Origin of the sequence: Mycobacterium sp. GA-1841 (assembly GCF_001954135.1) — a bacterium.
In the GTDB taxonomy this organism is placed as follows: Bacteria; Actinomycetota; Actinomycetes; order Mycobacteriales; family Mycobacteriaceae; genus Mycobacterium.
On the sequence record NZ_MBEQ01000070.1, the window covers coordinates 139,391 to 159,612 of the forward strand.

Here is a 20,222-nt window from a genome sequence, read left to right on the forward strand (position 1 = left end):
TCGAAGTTCCAGCCGTTAATCCCCCACGCCACAATAACTCTCACGCCTGGCCTCCCAGCAAATTTGATATTGATCAAAAGCCAAGTGCGCCTTGGCCTTACCGCCAGTTTTCCGGTTGATCCGGTGCTCGACCGGTGCGGGGTTATGCCAAGATTGTTTGCGGAACACAACAGCGGAGCCTTCGGGGGTGGCACCATGACGCTTGGGCAGGTATTCGACAAACGTCACAATGCCCTGACCGCCTGGCGGCTGGTGCTCGCAATTGGCGTCGTTTTCTGGCACTCCTGGCCTCTCACCGGGCGAGAGATCGACAACGTCCCGGTGACCCGCTTGCTCAGCGACATGTTTGCCGACGGATTCTTCGTCATTTCCGGGTTTCTGATCACCGCGGCCTGGATCCGCCGGCCCCACCTGAAAGAGTATTGGGCGTCGCGGTTCTTACGGATCTTCCCCGGGCTGTGGGTGTGCCTGACGATCGTGGCCTTCGTCATCGCGCCGATCGCCGCCAAGATTCAAGACACGTCGCTGACACTGTCGTCCCAGATTGCCTACGTGGTCAACAACGGTCTGCTCAACGTCGCTTATGCCGGCATCGACGGGACACCGAATAACATTCCCTTCCCGGGTATTTGGGACGGGTCGATCTGGACACTGTTCTTCGTTCTCCTGTGCGATGTCCTGGTGTCGGTGGTCGGATTCCTCGGATTGCTGAAGCGACGCTGGACCATCCCGACGATGTTCGTCCTGGCGCTGTGTTGGTCGGCCTACGTCTCCTACACGCCGCCGGGCTACAGCATGGCGCAGATGCTCGCCCGTTTTGCCGTGGTCTTCCTCGCCGGTGCGATGTTCTACCAGTACCAGGACAAGATCCCGGCCCGGTGGTCGTTGGTCGCCCTCAGCGTCGCCCTGGTCGCGTCCTCCGGGTTCATCCAGAACTACCGGATGCTGGGAGTCCTACCGCTGGCCTACGCGATCATCGTTTCCGGGGCACTGATCCGGAAATCGCGTCTGCGCAACGATTTCTCCTACGGCGTCTACATTTACGCCTTCCCGATCCAACAATTGCTGGCCGTCTGCGGGCTTGCGCCGCTGAACCCTTTCCTGTTCTTCGTCCTCGCCACGGCCGTCGTGCTGCCGGTGTCCGCCCTGAGCTGGTTCGTGGTGGAAAAACGCGCGTCGGCCCTGAAAGCCCGAATCTTCAAGCAGGCCGCCAAGACGCCTGCCGAGAAAGCCGACGCGGACACGCGGACAGTGGCGGCGCCGCGGCGGATTTGATTGCGCCGGACGCACTTCAGATTGGGCCTCGCAGCAGGACCTCAGATCAGGCCGGAGCCCTTCACCGTCTGCCAGATGCCGATCAAGGTGAACAACACGGCCAGCACCAACAGGCGGTGTTTCCGCGACCATTCGTGCAGCGGTTCGAGGAGAGCGGCGGTGCGGGCCGGGGAGATCACATAACTCAGCAACGCTATTTCGAACACGATGAGCATCGCGAACACGAACACCACACTGGCCACCACCTGGGTGCCGAGCGCAACGCCCGAGCCGGCGATCAGAGTCGCCACCAACAGCACCAGGGGCGGCGGCGCGATGTATCCCATGCCGAACACCAGCCCGATCCACAGCGCGCCGTTCTCCCAGGCCTCATGCAGTCGGTGGAACAGCCGCCGGAGCGGGTCGTAGATCCGCGACCACATGGTGCGGATTCGGCCCGGCGCCGGCCGTTGTCGCTCCGGTTCTCCCTCCAGCACCAGCGTCGAGGAATGTCCCTGCGGTCCGGCGGGGACCGTCTGCTTGATCCGCTTCTGCTGCCGGATCCGCATGACCAACAACGCGGCAATCACCAACCAGGCCACACCCATACAGAGTTGCAGGGGTTGGATACCCGACGTGGGACTCGGGTTGACCAGATCCTGGGCCGCCGAGGCGAATGACGGGACAGCGTGAAGCACCAGTACCGGCACCACAAACGCCGGCACATTCACGATCATCGCGCCGATCCAGAACGCCAGGAGATTCGACAGCGGACGAGGCCGCGAAATCACCAGCAGAATGAAGCCGAGCAGTACCGGGTTGAGTGACACGAAAAGTGCCATGCTCAAAATGTCGCCCCACATTTTTCGGCCCTACAGCATCCCGAGCAACTGGAGGTCTGTCACGTATTTGACGATGACCTCGGGTGTCACATGGGGAATATCGTTGCCGGCACCGACTTTCGACTCCTGCACCGCGGCGTGGAACCGGTCGGCAGGGGCGTAGGAACCAAGCGTCGGTTCCGGTGCCTGCAACTCGCCGGCATGCTGCTTGAGCAGCGTCAGCATCTGCAGGACCGAGTTCTGCCGTTGCCGTTCGGGCAGCTCCCGGAGACGGGTTTCGAATTGGCGCAACCACTCTGCGAAGTCGTCGATCCGTTCGATCGGATAGCCCGCCTCGATCAGCCAGTCGACGTAGGTGTCGATGCCGATGCCGTCATCGTGCGGATTCATCACGTGGTAGGTCTCGAAATCGGCTGAGCCCGAACGTGCCACCTGCCAACCGAGGGTGGTGATCGCCTCGGCGACGAAGTCCACCGGCAGCCCGTCGAAGTGGGCGCGCTGCCGCTCGCCGTCGTGGCCGAGCCGGTAGAAGGACTTGGGCGCCACGCCGGTGGCCACGATGCTCAGCACCATCCGGCTGACGGTGTCGGCCGCGTTGAGCTGCCCGGCGTAGGTGGCTTCGGTCAGGATCATGCCGGACCGGAACACCGCGACCGGCAACCCGCACAGATCGTGTACCTCACGCAGCAACACCTCACCGGCCCACTTGCTGTTGCCGTAGCCGTTGGCGTAGCTCGCGTCGACCGTACGGGTGGCGCTGATCTCGCGGATGTCGGCGTCCTCGATGAACTTCGACGGCTCGACCTGACGGCCCACATCCGATGTGGAGATGTAGTTGTACGGCTTGAGCTTGGCGGTCAGTGCGAACCGGATCAGCTCGGCGGTGCCGACGACGTTCGGACCGAACAGCTCGCTGTAGGGCAGCACGCTGTTGACGAACGCCGCCGAGTCGACGATCAGATCGACCCTCTCGGCCAGCTCCCGCCACCGCTGGCCATCGAGCCCGAAGTCGGGTTCGCTCTTGTCCCCGGCGACCACCTCGAGCCGTTCCGCGGCCAGTTCCCGGAACCGGCGCTGCAGCACCGGATCGGTGTCGAAGGTGGCCTCCAACCGGCGGCGGGCATCCTCGTCGGACTTGCCGCGCACCAGGCAGATCACCTTGTCGTCGACCCGGCGTAGCCGCTGCAGCCAGTCCAGCAGCAGATAGCGTCCGAGGAAGCCGGTCGCCCCGGTCAGCAGGACCGTCTGCACGTTGCCGTCCGGACGCGGCAGGACGCGGGCCGTCCGCAGGGTGGTCGAGTCGATGAACTTGTCCAGCGTCAGGTCACCGGCGTGCACCTCGACGGCGTTGTGCCCGTGCACCGAGGCGAAACTCACCCCACTGGGACTTCGACTGTCGGCTGCGGTGTCCCCCTCGAGCTGGAGGCTCAAGCCGGCCACCGTCGGCGTCTCGAACAAGGTACGCACGGCCAGATCGACCTCGAGCGTCGTGTTGACCGCGGCGATCACCCGCATCGCCGAGATCGAATCCCCACCAAGGTCGAAGAAGGACTCGTCGACACCGACCCGGTCCATACCGAGGACCTGGGCGTAGATGCCGGCAACCTTCTCTTCGACGGCGTTCGACGGGGCGCGGTACCGCGCGGCGTCCTGGTAATTCGGCGCCGGCAGCGCGCGACGATCCAGCTTGCCGTTGACCGTCAAGGGAAGCACGTCGAGGACCACGATCGTCGAAGGCACCATGTAGGCCGGCAGCCGCACGGCCAACTCCTTGCGCAGCTGGGTCGGGTCGCCGTTGCCGGTCACATACCCGACCAGCCGCTTGTCGCCGGGGCGGTCCTCGCGGGCGATCACCGCCGCCTGGTTCACGGCGTCGAGTTCGGCCAGGGCCGCCTGGATTTCACCCAACTCGATGCGGTAACCGCGGATCTTGACCTGCTCGTCGGCGCGGCCCAGATACTGCAGTTGTCCGTCGTCACCCCACATGACCAGATCGCCGGTGCGGTACATGACCTGTCCGGCAGCGTCGGGTCCGCCGAACGGGCAGGCGACGAACCGCGACGCGGTCAGCCCGGCCCGGTGCAGATAGCCGACGGCGACCCCGCGGCCGGCGAGGTAGAGCTCCCCCACCACACCGGCGGAGACCGGACGCAGCCACTCGTCGAGGACAAAGGCCGCCCCCGAAGGCACCGGCGAACCGATCGGAACGATGGCGCCGGCCCGCTGCATCTTCTTCAGCGGCGCGCTCATCGTGCCGTAGATCGTGGCTTCGGTCGGCCCGTAGGCGTTGATCATGACGCGACCGGGCGCCCACCGATCGACCACTTCGCTCGGGCAGGCCTCACCGGCCACGACCAGCGTGGTGTTCTCCAAGCCTTCGGGCGAGAGCATCCCGACCGCCGACGGTGTCTGGTAGAGCACGCTGACCTTCTCGGCGACCAGCAGATCGTGCAGATCGTCCGGTGAGCCGGCCACCGACTCGGGCACGACGACCAGCTGGGCTCCGTGCAGCAGCGCACCCCAGATCTCCCACACCGAGACGTCGAAGACCAGTGAATGCCATTGCGACCACACCTGTCCGGGGCCGGCGGGCAGGTCGGGGTGCAGCCGCTCCAGCACCTGCGTGACGTTGCCGTGGGAGACGGCAACGCCCTTGGGCGTGCCGGTGGTACCCGAGGTGTAGATCAGGTACGCGATGTCATCGGCGGCCGGCGGCAGCAGATCGGCGGTCGGGTAGATCAGGCCCGCGGATTCCACCGCGGGATCATCGACCTCGACGATCTGCACGTCGGTGCCGTCCAGCCGGGACCGCAGCTCGGCCGTCGTGATGGCGACGATCGGCGCGGCATCGGCGAGCATGAACTTCAGCCGTGCGGCGGGCACGGCCGGGTCGATCGGCAGATAGGCCGCGCCGGTCTTGAGCACCGCCAGGATCGCCACGATCGCCCGGTCGGACCGCGACGCCAGCAGCGCCACGGTCTGTCCCGGCCCGGCGCCCATGAGCGCCAATAGATTTGCCAGCCGACGGGCGTCCTCGTCGAGCTCGTCGTAGGTCAGCGAGCAGTCGCCGAAGGTCAGCGCGGGCGCACCCGGGTCACGCTCGACCTGCCGGCTGAACATCTCCGGGATCGAGATCGGTTCGGTCACCGGTTGGTCGAGGATGCGGCGGTTGCTCCACTCGTCGAGCCGATCGTGTTCGGCTGCCTCGAGCACATCCATCGACGAGAGCCGGCGCGTCGGATCGGTGGTCATGTCGACCAGCAGCCGCTGGAACCGCTCCACCAGACCTTCGATCTCGGCGACGCTGAACACGTCGCTGTCGAACTCGAGTCGCAGGCCCAGCTCGTGGCCGGGCAGGGCCATCACCGACAGCGGGTAGTGGTTGTACTCGCGGTTGTTGAACTCGGTGACCGCCAACTCCTGCACACCCATGAACGCGCTCGCGTCGATCGGATAGCTCTCGTACAGGAAGAGCGTGTCGAACAGCTGCTCGTGACCGGAGAGATGATGAATGTCGGTGAGCGCCAGGTGTTCATGCTCCAGGGTGTCGTTGTGCGCACGCTGCAGCTGGCCGAGCAGCTCGGCCACGGTGGTGGTGGCCGTGGTGCGGGCCCGCACCGGCACCGTGTTGATCAGCAGGCCGACCATCGAATCCGCGCCGGGCAGGTCGGTGGGCCGACCCGAGACGGCGGTACCGAAGGCGACATCGTGTTGACCGGTCAGCCACATCAGCAGCTGGGCCCACGCAGCCTGCAGCACCGTGGCCACCGTGGTGTGCTGTGAACGCGCAAGCTCGGCGAGTGCCCGGGTGGTCTCGGCCGATACCCGGTAAGTCTCGATGCCGCGGGGCCCGGGCTCGACCGGCGGCGCGACCAGAGTCGGGGTTTCGAAGCCCGACAACAGGTTCCGCCATGCCACCTCGGCCGCTGCCCGATCTTGGCGGGCCAGCCAGTCGACGAAGTTGCGGTACGACGCGGGCGCCGGCAACCGCTGCCCGAAATAACTGGCGAAGATCTCCTGCAGCAGGATCGGCAGTGACCAACCGTCGATCACGATGTGGTGGAACGTCAACACGAACCGGTGCTCGTTGCCCGAGGTGCGGATCAGCGCGGCCCGGAACGTCGGCCGTTCGGCGAGGTCGCAGACGGCGGACCGCTCGGCATCGCAGAGCTGTCGTACTTCCTCGTCGGGGCTCTGGTCGTCGCCCCGCAGATCCAGGTACCGCCACGCCATCACCGGATCCGCCGGGATCACCTGCACGGGATCGCCGAACTGCCCGCAGAAGCGGGCCGCCAGGTTCGGATGGCGAGCAACGACGGTGTGCAGTGCATCGCGGAGCCGGTGCTGGTCCACCACGCCCGTGACGGTGATGTCGAGCTGCACCGCGTACACGTCGTCGTGGGCACCTTCGCCACGGGCGAAGGTGGAGTGGAACAGCAGACCCTGCTGAACGGGGGTCAACGGCAGCACGTCGGCAACGGCGAATTGTTGCTGCAGCTCATCGATCTGGTGTTGGGCCAGCCGGGCCGGAAGCACATCCGACGGGGTCAACCCGCCACCGCCGGAGCGTACGTGGGCGCAGATTCCCTTCAGCGCCTCGAACCACAGCCGGCTGATCCGGTCCACCTGGTCCGCACCGACGACCGAGGGCGCCCAGGTCCATGCGGCCTGCAGGCACGGCCCGGCATCGGTGTCCATGGTGCCGGCGTTGAGTTCCACGGTGTGCATCAACGGCATGGGTACGGCCGACGCCGCGCCGGTGGCCGACAACGCGTCCTGATCGATGCGCCACAGGTCGTCGGAGAGGTCACCGACGCCGGCGCCGAGACGGCCGAGGTAGTTGAACCCGATCGTCGGATCCGGTCCGTCCAGCTCGACGTCCTCGTTCAGGTAACGCAACATCCCGTAGGTCAGGTCGTCGGGCAGGGCGCGCAGTTGTTCTTTGGCCGCCTTCAGGACGGGCCCCAGTTCAGCCTCGCCCGAAATCACCTTTTCCCAAGGCAATTCGGCCATCTGGAGCGCCACCGGGTATTTGGTGGTGAACCAACCCACGGTGCGTGACAGATCGACATCGGCGGTGTCCTCTCCCCCGATGTCCTCGTTGCGGCCGTGCCCCTCCACGTCGAAACTGATCGGCGTGCCGCCGGTTCCGAGGTATTCGGTCCAGGCCAGACCGAAGGCGATGAGCAGGATGTCCTGCACCCCGGCGTGAAACGCTGCGGGCACCTCACCGAGCAGCTGGCGGGTGGTTTCGACGTCCAACTCCACCGACAGCTGGCCGGCGTTGGCGTAGGTGTCGACCTCAGGCTGCCGCGCCGGCAGGGCCGGAGGGACCTCGCTCACCTGACGCCAGGCGTCGGCGTGCCGGACCACGTCGGCATCCGCGGCGTGCTCGGTCAGCAGGTGCGACCAGCGGGCGAACGACGTGCCGCCCGCGGGCAGCTGCACGGGCTGTCCGCTGTGGTGCTGCGCCCAGGCGATGTTCAAGTCTTCCAAAAGGATTCGCCAGGACACACCGTCGACCGCCAGGTGGTGGATCATCAGCACCAACTGGCGGGTGGCCGGCACCCACAAAGCTCGCAGGACCGATCCCGCCGGCGGGTCCAGCTGCGTCAACGCCGCCGTCAATGCCTCGTCGGACAGGTCCGACACGACCGACAGGCAGTCACGGGCGTCGACCGCGCCGGGATCGGGCACATTCAGCGACCACTGCCCGTCGGCGTCGGTCTCGGTGCGCATCCGCAAAGTGGCATGCCGATCGAGCAGCGCCTGCACGAGAACCACCGCATCGGCCTCCGTGGCCGGATCCGGCGCCTGCAGCACCACCGTCTGGTTGAACTGGTCCACCGGGCCCGGCACTTCGCGCAGCCACCGCATGATCGGGGTGGGCAACACCGGGCCGGTGCCCTCGTCGACGACCACGTTCTCCGGATCGGCGAAGCCCGCGACCCGCGCGACGCCGGCCACGGTCTGCTCGACGAAGATGTCGCGCGGGCGGCACCGCACACCGGCCGCCCTGGCCCGCGCCACCACCTGCATCGACAGGATGCTGTCTCCACCCAGGTCCAGGAATGAGTCGTCGACGCCGACCTTGTCCACGCCCAGCACCTGGGCATAGATGTCGGCCAGGATCTCCTCGACGGGGTTGCCCGGTGCCCGGTAACCACTTTCGGCACTGCGGTATTCGGGTGCCGGCAGGGCGCGCTTGTCGAGCTTGCCGTTCACGGTCAGCGGGAACGCGTCGACCACCACCACCGCCGCGGGCACCATGTAGGCCGGCAGCCGCTTGGCCAGCGCCGCACGCATCTGGACCGGATCGGCGTTGCCGGTGACATACCCGACCAGCCGTTTGTCACCGGGACGGTCCTCACGGGCGATCACGACGGCCTGGGTGACCCCGTCCAACCCGGCCAGGGCAGCCTGCACCTCGCCCAGTTCGATGCGGTATCCGCGGATCTTGACCTGCTCATCGGCGCGGCCCAGATACTGCAGCTGTCCGTCTTCGCCCCACTTGACCAGGTCGCCGGTCCGGTACATGACGGCCCCGGGAGCATCGTCGCCGCCGAACGGGCACGCCACGAACCGCGAGGCGGTCAGCCCCGACCGGCGCGCATAGCCGACGGCCACGCCGGCACCGGCGATGTACAACTCACCGACCACACCTTCGGGGGCCGGCCGAAGCCACTGATCCAGCACGAACAACGCCGCACCGGGGACCGGCGAACCGATCGGTACGATTCCGCCGTCACCACCGGAAGCCGTCAACGGCGCACTCATCGCGGCGTAAACCGTTGCCTCCGTGGGCCCGTAGGCGTTGATCATCACCCGGCCCGGCGCCCAGCGCTCCACCAGTTCGGTGGGGCAGGCCTCGCCGGCGACCACCAGCGTCGCCGATTCCAACCGCTCCGGCGACAGCATGCCCGCCGCCGAGGGAGTCAGGCACAGCACGCTGACCTTCTCGGTGACCAGGAGGTTGTGCAGCTCATCCGGCGAACTGGCGGCGGCCTCGGGCACGACCACCAGTCGCCCGCCGTGCAGCAGCGCACCCCAGATCTCCCACACCGAGACGTCGAAGACCAGAGAGTGCCATTGCGACCACGCCTGACCCGGCCCGGGGGGAAGGTCGGCATGCAGGCGTTCCACCAGTGAAGTCACGTTGCGGTGCGACACCGCAACGGCTTTCGGTACACCGGTGGTGCCCGACGTGTAGGTCATGTAGGCCAGGTCGTCAGGGTGAGGTCCCGGCAGCGCGGTGCTCGACTGACTTCCCACCGCCGGGTCGTCGACCGTGATCACCGGCACGTCGACGCCGTCGAGACGGGTACGCAGATCCGCCGTGGTGACCGCGGCGACGGGTGTCGCATCGGTGAGCATGAACCCGATTCGCTCATCGGGATGTGCCGGGTCGATGGGCAGATAGGCAGCCCCGGTCTTGAGCACCGCCAGGATCGACACGATCGCCTCGCCCGAGCGGGGAATCAACATCGCGACGGTGTCCCCCGGCCCCGCGCCCTGCGCGGCCAGCACGTGCGCCAACCGATTCGAAGCCTCGTCGAGTTCGCGATAGGTCCACGATTGCTCGCCACAGACCAGCGCCATCGACTCCGGGGTCCGGTTTACCTGGGCACCGAACAACGTCGGAACCGTGACCGGCTCCGACGGCGGGTGCGCCAACGCCGCCCGATTGCCCCACTCGTCGAGCCGGTCATGTTCGTTGTCATCGAGCAGGTCGAACGACAACAGTGTCCGACTGGAATCGATGCTCATGACTGCCCCCTCGTGTCTGCGGTCATGGCCTCGAGTACCCGCCTGAACCGCTTGACCAACCTTGCGATTCGGACCGAATCGAAGATGTCAGAATCGAATTCGACACGTAACCCCAGTTCATGGCCGGGTACGGCCTGCACCGACAGCGGGTAGTGGTTGTACTCGCGGTTGGTGAAATGGGTGATCGCCAATTCATTGACGCCCGACAGGGCGGCCGTGTCGATCGGATAGTTTTCGTAGACGAACATCGTGTCGAACAACTGGTCGTGACCGGTCACCCGATGTATCTCGTGGAGCGCCAGATGCTGATGATCCAAGGTTTCGCTGTACGCACCCTGGATTTGGTCCAACAAACTGGCGATCGTGGTGGCCGGGGTGAACGTGGCCCGTACCGGCACCGTGTTGATCAGCAGGCCGACCATCGACTCAGCGCCGGGAAGGTCGGTCGGCCGCCCTGATACCGCAGTACCGAAGGCGACGTCGCGCTGACCGGTCAGCCACATCAGCAGCTGCGCCCAGGCACCCTGCAGCACCGTGCTGATGGTGGTGTGACAGGTCCGGGCCAACTCGCCCAGGGCCTTGGTGGTCTCGGCGGACAGCTGGAACGATTCGACGCCGCGGCGCCCGAGCGCGATCCGCGCGGGCGGTCCGACCAGTGTCGGGGTGTCGAACCCGGCGAATACCTCGCGCCAGGCTTCCTGCGCCGCGCTGACGTCCTGTTCGGCCAGCCAGGTGACGAATCGCCGGTACGGAACGGGTGCCGGCAGCCGGCCACCGAAATACCCGGCGAAGATCTCCTGCAACAGAATCGGTTTCGACCAGCCGTCGAGAACGATGTGGTGGTTGGTGAGCACGAACCGGTGCTGGTTGTCACCGGTGCGGATCAGCGCGGCACGGAACGCCGGCTGATCACCCAACCCACCGACGGCGGTCCGTTCGGTGGCGCAGAACTGTTCGATCTGTGGTTCCACTTCCCGGTCCGGCAGTCCGGTGAGATCGAGGTACTGCCACGCGAGCACGGGCTCCGCCGGCAGCACCTGCACCGGCAGACCGAAGTCCTCGTGGAAGCGGGCGACGATGTTCGGACGTCGCCTGATCACGTCCTGCACCGCGTCCCGCAACCGCTCGGCATCCAGCGGACCGGCCACGGTGATGTCCAGTTGTACGGAGTACAGGTCGTCACCGCCCTGCCCGGACCCGGTGTGGAACAGCAGACCCTGCTGCAGCGGTGTCAAGGGCAGCACGTCGGCGACGGCGTATTGCTGTTGCAGCTCATCGATCTGCGGTTGGGACAGGCGCGCCGGGGCGATGTCGGACGGGGTCAACCCGCCGCCGCCGTCCCGCACGTGCGCGCAGATCCCGGCCAGCGCCTCGAACCACAGCCGGCTCAGCCGGCCCACCTGGTCGGCGTCCAGCGCAGAGGTGGCCCACGTCCAGGTGGCGTGCAACCGCGGACCGTCGTCCGTTCCGTTCGTGGCATCGATGGTGCCGGCGTTGAGTTCGACCGTGTGCCCCAGCGGTGTCGGCACCGCCGTGGCCGACGCGGTGACCGAGACCGCCTCCTGATCGATCCGCCACAGCTCGTCGGACAGTTCACCCGCACCCGCACCCAGACGACCCAGATAGTTGAAGCCGAAGGCCGGATCCGGGCCATCCAGACCCACCTCGGGATTGAGGTATCGCAGCAGCCCGTAGGTGATCCCGTCCGGCAGGGCCCGCAACCGTTCCTTGGCTTCCTTGATCACCGGCCCGAGTGCGGCATCACCGGAAGTGACGGTTTCCCAGGACAATTCACCGGGCAGCAGCGCGACAGGATACTTGGCGGTGAACCATCCGACGGTGCGCGACAGGTCCACGTCGCCGGCGAGTTCTTCGTCGCGTCCGTGCCCCTCGACGTCGACGGCGATCGGATCGCCTGCGGTGCCGAGGAATTCCGCAGCGGCCAGGCCGAATGCGATCAGCAGAATGTCCTGCACACCGGCGTGGAACGCGGCCGGGACCGCGCCGAGCAACTGGCGGGTGGACTCGACATCCAACTCCACCGACAACTGCCCGGCATGCGCGTAGGTGTCCACCGCCGGTTGCACGGCCGGCAGCGCCGCGGGCAGGGCCGCCACCTGCCGCCAGGTGTCGGCGAGCTCGACCACGGCCGGCTTGTGTGCGTACTCGTTGAGCACCGAGGACCAGCGCGCAAAGGACGTTCGCACGGCCGGCAACTCGATCGCCTGCCCACTGCGGTGCTGTGCCCAGCCGATGTTCAAGTCTTCCAACAAAATCCGCCATGACACCGCGTCCACGGCCAGGTGGTGGATCATCAGGACCAGGGCACCGGTGTGCGGTACCCACAGCGCGCTGACCATCTCCCCGGCGGCGGGATTCAACCGTGACCGCGCCGCCAACAGGGCCTCGTCCGACAACTCGTCGACGATGTGCACGCTGGCAGCCGCATCCACCGTGCCCGGTTCCGGCACGGTCAACGACCATTTGCCATCAGGGCCGGCTTCCGCGGTCAACCGCAACATCGCATGCCGATCCAGCAGCGCCTGCAGCACGATCACCACGTCGCTCTCGGTGACCCCATCGGGTGCCCGTAGCACCACCGCCTGGTTGAATTCGTCTGCGGATTCATCGATCTCGTGCAACCACCGCATGATCGGGGTGGCCGGCACCGGGCCGATCCCCTCGTCGGCCACGGCGGCCTGGCCGTCGGCGGAGACCACGACCTGCGCCAGCCGGGCCACCGTCTGCTCGACGAACACATCGCGCGGACGACACACCAGCCCCGCGGCGCGGGCGCGCGCCACCACCTGCATCGACGAGATGCTGTCGCCTCCGAGGTCGAAGAAGGAATCGTCGACGCCGACCCGCTCGACCCCGAGCACCTGGGCGTAGATGCCGGCCAGGATCTGCTCGACGGCATCGTGCGGCGCCCGGTACTGATCGGCATCCTGATACTCCGGCGCCGGTAGGGCCCGGGTGTCGAGTTTCCCGTTCACGGTGAGCGGCAGGGCGTCGAGCACCACCACCGCGGTGGGCACCATGTACGTCGGAAGACGTTCGGCCAGCGTGGTCCGGGCGGCGGACGGATCGACCGATCCGGTGACGTAACCGACGAGACGTTTGTCGCCGGGACGATCCTCACGGGCGATCACGGCCGCATGTTCGACACCGTCGACGACGGCCAGGGCGGCCTGCACCTCACCGAGTTCGATGCGGTAGCCACGGATCTTGACCTGCTTGTCGGCGCGTCCCTCGTACCGCAGCTCGCCGTCGGCGCCCCAGCGCACGAGATCACCGGTGCGGTACATCCGCCGGCCGGGTTCCCCGTACGGGCACGCCACGAACCGCGTCGACGAGAGATCCGGTCGACCCACGTAGCCGACCGCCAATCCGGCGCCGGCCACATACAATTCGCCGACCACACCCACGGGGACCTGACGCATCCACTCGTCCAGCACGAAGAACGCCAGATGTCCCAACGGCACCCCGATCGGACTGGAGTTGCTGTCGAGATCGGCCCCGCTGATTTCGCGGTACGACGCATGCACCGTCGTCTCGGTGATCCCGTACATGTTGATCAACCGCGGTGAACTGGGGTGACTGCGCAGCCAACCGGAGAGTCGCTGTGGCTCAAGGGCTTCACCACCGAACACCACCGTCTCCAGCGTCAACCGCCGGCCCAGCTCCGGCGCCAGCGCATCAGCGGTCTGCAACGCGTAGAACGCCGAGGGCGTCTGGCTCAGGACATTGACCTGTTCATCGACCAGGAGCGCAAGCAGGTCTTCGGGCGAGCGGACCACCGCATCCGGCACGACCAGCAACCGGCCGCCACTGAGCAGGGGCCCCCAGATCTCCCAGACCGAGTAGTCGAAGGCCAACGAATGGCATTGCGTCCAGGTCCGGCCGACGGACAGTTCCGCGCCGAGCGTCTCGAGCAGCGTGGTGACGTTGCGGTGAGTCACCGCCACGCCCTTGGGCATTCCGGTGGTTCCGGAGGTGTAGATGACGTAGGCGATGTCGCCGGCACCACCCTTGGAGGCCACCGCTGTGGTCGGCTGCGCCCTGACCGACGGGTCGTCGACATCGAGGACGGGCACGCCGGATGGTTCCAGTCGGTGGCGCAACTCTGTGGTGGTGAGCGCAACCACCGGTGCGGCATCGGCCAGGACGAATTCGATACGCGCGTCAGGGTGTGCCGGGTCGATCGGCACGTAGGCCGCCCCGGTTTTCACCACGGCCAGGATGGCGGCGATGGCCTCGGCGTTGCGCGGCAGCAGCATCGCCACCCGCCGGCCGGGGCCGGCGCCGCGGGCGGACAGCACGTGCGCCAACCGGTTCGACGACTCGTCGAGTTCGCCGTAGGTGATCGACCGGCCGTCGTAGGTGAGTGCCACCGCATCTCGATCACGGGCCACCTGCGCGGCGAAGAGTTCCGGAATCGACGCAGCGGCCTGGGCCGGCGCAGTCAACACCGCACGGTTACCCCAGTCGTGCAGCCGGTCGTGCTCGTCGGGACCGAGCAGATCGATCGACGAGACCCGGCGGTCCGGATCGGCGGCCATCGCCGCCAACACCTGCTTCATCCGATTGACCAGCGCCGCAATGTCCGTCGGCCCGAACACCTCGGTGTCGAACTCGATGCGCAAACCCAGCTCCGCACCGGGCATCGCGACCATCGACAGCGGGTAGTGGTTGTATTCACGGCTGACGAAGTCGGTGATGCCCAACTCCTGCGCACCCAGCAGGGCCTGCGGGTCGATCGGATAGTTCTCGTACACGAACAGGGTGTCGAACAACCGGTCGTGTCCGCTCGCCCGGTGAATCTCGGCCAGCGCCAGGTGTTCGTGCTCGACGGTGTCGTTGTGTACGCGCTGCAGTTGATCCAGCAGTTCGGCCACGGTGGTGTCCGCGCCGATCTTCGCCCGCACCGGCACGGTGTTGATCAGCAGGCCGACCATCGATTCCGCACCGGGCAGATCCACCGGCCGACCGGATACCGCCGTACCGAACGCCACGTCACGATGGCCGGTCTGGGCCATCAGCACCTGGGCCCAGGCAGCCTGCAGCACGGTGTTGATCGTGGTGTGTTGGGCGCGGGCCAACTCGGCCAGCGCACCGGTGATCTCAGCCGAGAGTCGATGGGACTCGACGCCGCGCGGTCCGGCCGGCGTCGGCGGACCGACGAGGGTCGGGTTTTCGAAGCCTTCCAGTACCTCGCGCCACACCGACTGTGCCGCAGCGTGATTCTGATCGGTCAACCAGCGCACGAAGTTGCGGAACGGAACGGGCGGCGGGAGCCGGTGTCCGTAATAGCGGCCGAAGATCTCCTGTAGCAGGATCGGCAGTGACCAACCGTCGATCACGATGTGGTGGATGGTCAGCACCAGGCGGTGCCGGTCGTCGCCGGTACGGATCAACGCAACCCGGAACGTGGGCGCGCCGGCCAGGTCGCAGACCGCCCCGCGTTCGACCGCACACAGCTGCTCGACCCGCTCGTCGCCCGGATGATCACCGCCGGAACGGGTTTCGGCGCGCAGGTCGACATACTGCCAGGCGATCACCGGGTCGGCCGGCAGCACCTGCACCGGCTCGCCGAACTGCTCACTGAACCGGGCCGCCAGGTTGGGATGGCGGGCGATGACGTCTTCCACGGCATCGCGCAGCCGGTCCGCGTCGAGATCACCGGTCACGGTGATGCCGAGTTGCACCGCGTACACGTCTTCGCCGACGCCCTCGGCCGCATCCTGCGCGAAGTTCGACTGGAACAGCAGCCCCTGCTGCAGCGGAGTCAGTGGCAGGACATCGGCGATGCGGTACCGCTCGGTCAGCTCATCGATCTGCTGCTGGGTCAGACGCACCGGGGCAACGTCGGACGGGGTGAGGCCGCCACCGCCGGACTGCACGTGGGCGCAGATCCCGGCCAGCGCCTCGAACCACAGCGTGCTGAGCCGTTCGACCTGGTCCCGGCCGAGCACCGAGGGCGCCCAGGTCCAATTGGCCTGCAACCGCGGACCGGCGCCACCGTCCTCCAGGGTTCCGGCGTTGATCTCCAAGGTGTGGGCCAGCGCCATCGGTATCGCCGCGGCCACGTCGGACACCGACAGGCTGTCCGGGCTGAGCCGCCACAGGTCCTCGGACAGGTCGGCCGCACCCGCACCGAGGCGTCCGAGGTAGTTGAAGCCGATGGTCGGGTCACCACCACCCAGATCGACATCCGGATTGAGGTAGCGCAGCAGTCCGTAGGTCAATCCGTCCGGCACTGCGCGCAGCTGTTCCTTGGCCGCCTTGATCACCGGCCCGAGTGCCGCACCGCCGCCGGCAACGTGCACCCAGGTCAGACCTCCCGCGGCCAGTGCCACCGGATATTTGGTGGTGAACCACCCCACGGTGCGGGACAGGTCGACATCAGAGATCCGGTCATTTCCACCGAGATCCTCACTGCGGCCGTGCCCTTCGACGTCGATGCCGATCGGGCCACTGTCGGCGCCGGCACCGGAGAACTCCGACCACGCCAGGCCGAAGGCGATCAGCAGGATGTCCTGCACGCCGGCGTGAAACGCCGCGGGAACCTCCCCCAGCAGCATCTGGGTGGTCGCTTCGTCCAACGACACCGACAACCGCCCGGCGCCGGCGTAAGTGTCCAGCTCCGGCTGTACATGAGGCAGTGTGGCCGGGGTCGCGGCGACCTTCCGCCAGGTGTCCGCGTGCCGGACCACGTCCGCGTCGCGGGCGTGTTCGGCCAACAACTCCGACCAGCGGGCGAACGAGGTTCCACCGGCCGGCAACGCCACCGGCTGCCCGCTGTGGTGCTGCGCCCAGGCGATGTTCAAGTCTTCCAACAGGATTCGCCAGGAGACACCGTCGACCGCCAGGTGCTGGACGACCAGGGCCAACTGGTTGGTGTCCTGCGCCCACAGGGCGCTCACCATCGACCCGGCCGCTGGATCGAGCCGCGATCGCGCTTCCTGTACCGCCTGCTCGGACAAGGTGTCGACGGCGTGCAGACATTCACGTGCGTCGACGGCGCCTTTGTCGGGAACTGTCAACGACCAGTCGCCGCTGCTGTCGGTTTCCGCGCGCAACCGCAGCGTGGCATGTCGGTCCAGCAGTGCCTGCAGGATGATCACCGCGTCGGCGTGGGTCGCGGACGCGGGAGCTTGAATCACCACGGTCTGGTTGAACTGGTCGGTCCGCCCCGGCATGTCCTGCAGCCACTGCATGATCGGTGTCGCGTTCACCGATCCGGTGCCTTCGTCGACGACGGCGGCCTGGCCGCCGGCGAGTTTGGCCACGCCGCCGAGCCGCGCCACCGTCTGTTCGACGAAGATGTCGCGCGGGCGGCACCACACGCCGGCCGCCCGGGCGCGCGCCACCACCTGCATCGACAAGATGCTGTCGCCGCCGAGATCGAAGAACGAATCGTCCACGCCGACCTGCTCCACACCCAGTACCTGGGCGTAGATCCCGGCCAGGATCTCCTCGACCGGGCTGCCCGGAGCCCGGTATTCACGTGCGCCACCGGAATATTCGGGAGCCGGCAACGCGCGCGTGTCCAGCTTGTTGTTCGAGGTCAACGGCATCGCGTCGAGCACCACGACGGCCGCCGGCACCATGTAGGGCGGCAGCCGATCGGCGAGTTGCGCGCGGGCGTGGACCGGATCCGCGGTGCCGGTGATATAGCCGACGAGTCGCTTGTCGCCGGGGCGGTCCTCGCGGGCGATCACCGCGGCATGGGTGACGCCGTCGACCCGAGCCAACGCCGAACGGACTTCGCCGAGTTCGATGCGGTAGCCCCGGATCTTGACCTGCTCGTCGGCACGGCCCAGATACTGCAGTTGCCCGTCGGCGCCCCAGCGCACCATGTCGCCGGTGCGGTACATCCGTTGGCCTGGTTCACCGAACGGGCAGGCCACGAACCGCGACGCCGTCAGATCGGGCCGGCCGATGTACCCGCATGCCACGCCGTCGCCGGCGACGTAGAGTTCCCCGACCACGCCGGTCGGAACCGGTTGCATCCAGGAGTCGAGTACGAACAACGCCGCCCCCGGCACCGGCGAGCCGATCGGCACCACATCGGACTCGCGCGCACCGGCGTGCAGCGGCGAACTCATCGATGCGCAGATCGTCGTCTCGGTGGGCCCGTAGGCGTTGAACATCATCCGGCCGTTGGCCGCCCAACGGTCGACCACATCGGTCGGGCAGGCCTCCCCCGCGACCACGAGCGTCGCGTGCTCGAGGCCCTCGGCCGGCAGCATCGCCACGGCCGAAGGGGTCTGGGTGAACACCGTGATCTCTTCGCCGACTAGCAGCCGGTGGAAGTCCTCGGGTGAGCCGGCCACTGATTCGCCGACCACCACCAGTCGTCCGCCGCGCAGCAGCGCATGCCCGATCTCCCATACCGAGGCGTCGAAGCCCAGGGAGTGGCACAGGGGCCACACGCCGTGCCGCGGCAGGCTGACATCCAGCGACAGCATCAGCTGCGTCAGGTTGTGGTGGGTGACCGCGACGCCCTTGGGGGCACCCGTGGTGCCCGAGGTGTAGATGACGTACGCGATCTCGTCGGGCACCGGTGGCCGCAGAGCGGTTGCGGGTTGTTCGGCGATCTCAGGGTCGCCGAAATCGATGATCGAGAGATCGAAGCCGTCGAGCCGGGACCGCAGTGCGGCCGTGGTGATCGCGGCGACGGGGCCGGCGTCACCGAGGATGAATTCCAGGCGTGCCTGCGGCACCGCCGGGTCGACCGGCAGATAGGCGGCGCCGGTTTTGAGGATCGCCAGCATCCCGATCACCGCCGAAGCGGTGCGCTGCGAGAACAGCGCCACCCGTTGGCCCGGCCCGGCCCCGCGGGCGGCCAGCAGGTGGGCGAGCCGGTTGGATGCCTCGTCGAGCTCGCGATAGGTCAGCGAGCGGCTTTCGTACGTCAGCGCCACGGCGTCGGGCGCGGCAGCCACCTGGTTGGCGAACAGCTCCGGGATCGACACCTTTTCCGGTGCCGGTTGCGCCAGTACCGCCTGGTTGCCGAACTGCGCGAGCTCGGAACGTTCCTGGCCGTCCAGCAGGGTCAGCGACGACAGCGGCCGGTCGGGATCGGCCGCCATGGCATCGAGGACACGTTGGATGTGTGCGGCCAGGTCCGACACCTCGAAATCCGCGAAGGGACGCCCGGCACCCGCGGTGCTCAGGAACAGCTGATCGCTGGAGCCGATGAAGAACAGACCGAAATGCCCCATCGGACCGTGATTGGTGTACGACACGGTCACCGGGGCACCGGCCAGGTCCAGGGTGAGCCGGGCCGGGATGAAGTTGATCGCCACCCGATTGGAGGCATGACGTCGGGCGCTTCCCTCACCGTCCAAGGTATGGACCGGGAAACGCTGATGCTGCAGCAGTTCTCGCAGGCGCTCGTCGACGTGCCGGCAGAACTCACCGACCGTCCAGTCCGGCGGGGCCTTGAGCACCAGGGGAGCGACACCGGCGAGCATGGCCGGCAGTGTCTTGGTCACCGAGGTGACCCGTCGGCTGACCGGGAAGTCCAGGGTCACCTCAGAGGCGTTGGCCGACCAGGCGCGTACGAGCAGTGCGCACGCCGCGGTGGTGACCGAGTAGCGACGGATCCGCAGGTTCTTGGACAGTTCTTTTATGTGTCGAACCGCCACCTGATCGACTTCGACCGACGCCGACGGAGCGTAGGCGTCGCGGCCGTCCTCCGAGCGCCGCAGCCCCTGATCGATTCCACTTTCGGACGGTCGGTTGGTGCTCCAGTAGGCCCGATCGTCCTGGAAGTCCTGGGATGCTTCGTATTCCGCTTCGCAATCCACCAGATCCTGCAGCGAGCCGAAGTAGGCCGGCGGTATCGGATCCCCCGACACCAGCGCCGTGTAGATGGTCGCGATCCGGCGGCTGACCAGGGCCATGCCGATCCCGTCGACCGAAATGTGGTGCCCCAACCCGAACAGGAAATACTCGTTCGGTTTGGTGCGGAACAGGGCGAATGTCACCAGCCGATCGGTGACCGGCATCGGAGTGTGCTGAATCGCCGAAGCGAGTTCCAGGACCTTCTGTACTGGATCGGCACTGTCCCGCAGGTCGTGGTACGTCAACTCCAGGTCTGAGTAGTCGACGGGCTTCTGCACAAGCTGACCGTCCACTTCGACGAAGGCGGCACGCGCCGGCTCGGCCTCCTCGAGGGCCTGCCGAATCGCCTGCTCGAGGAGCCCGCGCTGCACCGCGCCGTCGATTCTCCCGAGCAGGCCGAGCTGCCACTCCGTGCCGGCGAGACCGCTTTCCTGCGAAAGCCAGATATCCAACTGCCCGCGGGATAGCGGCAGCGCCCCGCCCTCAGATTCCATTATTCAACTT

General features: G+C 67.2%; 4 protein-coding genes. 1 reads left to right on the plus strand and 3 read right to left on the minus strand.

Annotated elements, in window-relative coordinates; genetic code table 11:
- The first annotated feature begins 195 nt into the window (after positions 1 to 195).
- A complete protein-coding gene (locus A5740_RS17180; protein ID WP_076196025.1) occupies positions 196 to 1,275 on the plus strand; it encodes an acyltransferase in 1,080 nt (359 codons plus the stop codon).
- A 41-nt stretch (positions 1,276 to 1,316) separates the two neighbouring features.
- Here the strand turns inward: A5740_RS17180 and A5740_RS17185 are convergent, their stop codons facing one another.
- From A5740_RS17185 to A5740_RS17195, 3 genes are read right to left on the minus strand one after another with little or no spacing between them, the layout of a single operon-like run.
- The gene (locus A5740_RS17185) at positions 1,317 to 2,117 is read right to left on the minus strand and encodes a GAP family protein (RefSeq protein ID WP_076195845.1); all 801 of its coding nucleotides are present in this window, start codon (positions 2,115 to 2,117) and stop codon (positions 1,317 to 1,319) included.
- A 9-nt stretch (positions 2,118 to 2,126) separates the two neighbouring features.
- Complete coding sequence (locus tag A5740_RS17190) at positions 2,127 to 9,863, minus strand: non-ribosomal peptide synthetase (protein WP_076195847.1); 7,737 nt, start codon at positions 9,861 to 9,863, stop codon at positions 2,127 to 2,129.
- On the minus strand, positions 9,860 to 20,212 hold the full coding sequence (locus A5740_RS17195) for a non-ribosomal peptide synthetase (protein WP_076195849.1): 10,353 nt from the start codon (positions 20,210 to 20,212) through the stop codon (positions 9,860 to 9,862). The genes A5740_RS17190 and A5740_RS17195 overlap by 4 nt, the downstream gene beginning before the upstream one ends.
- Positions 20,213 to 20,222: the final 10 nt, after the last annotated feature.

Bases quoted from the DNA above. Each gene is read 5' to 3' on its own strand.
- A5740_RS17180 (WP_076196025.1), top strand. From the start codon at position 196: ATGACGCTTGGGCAGGTATTCGACAAACGTCACAATGCCCTGACCGCC.
- A5740_RS17185 (WP_076195845.1), bottom strand. From the start codon at position 2,117: ATGTGGGGCGACATTTTGAGCATGGCACTTTTCGTGTCACTCAACCCG.
- A5740_RS17190 (WP_076195847.1), bottom strand. From the start codon at position 9,863: ATGAGCATCGATTCCAGTCGGACACTGTTGTCGTTCGACCTGCTCGAT.
- A5740_RS17195 (WP_076195849.1), bottom strand. From the start codon at position 20,212: ATGGAATCTGAGGGCGGGGCGCTGCCGCTATCCCGCGGGCAGTTGGAT.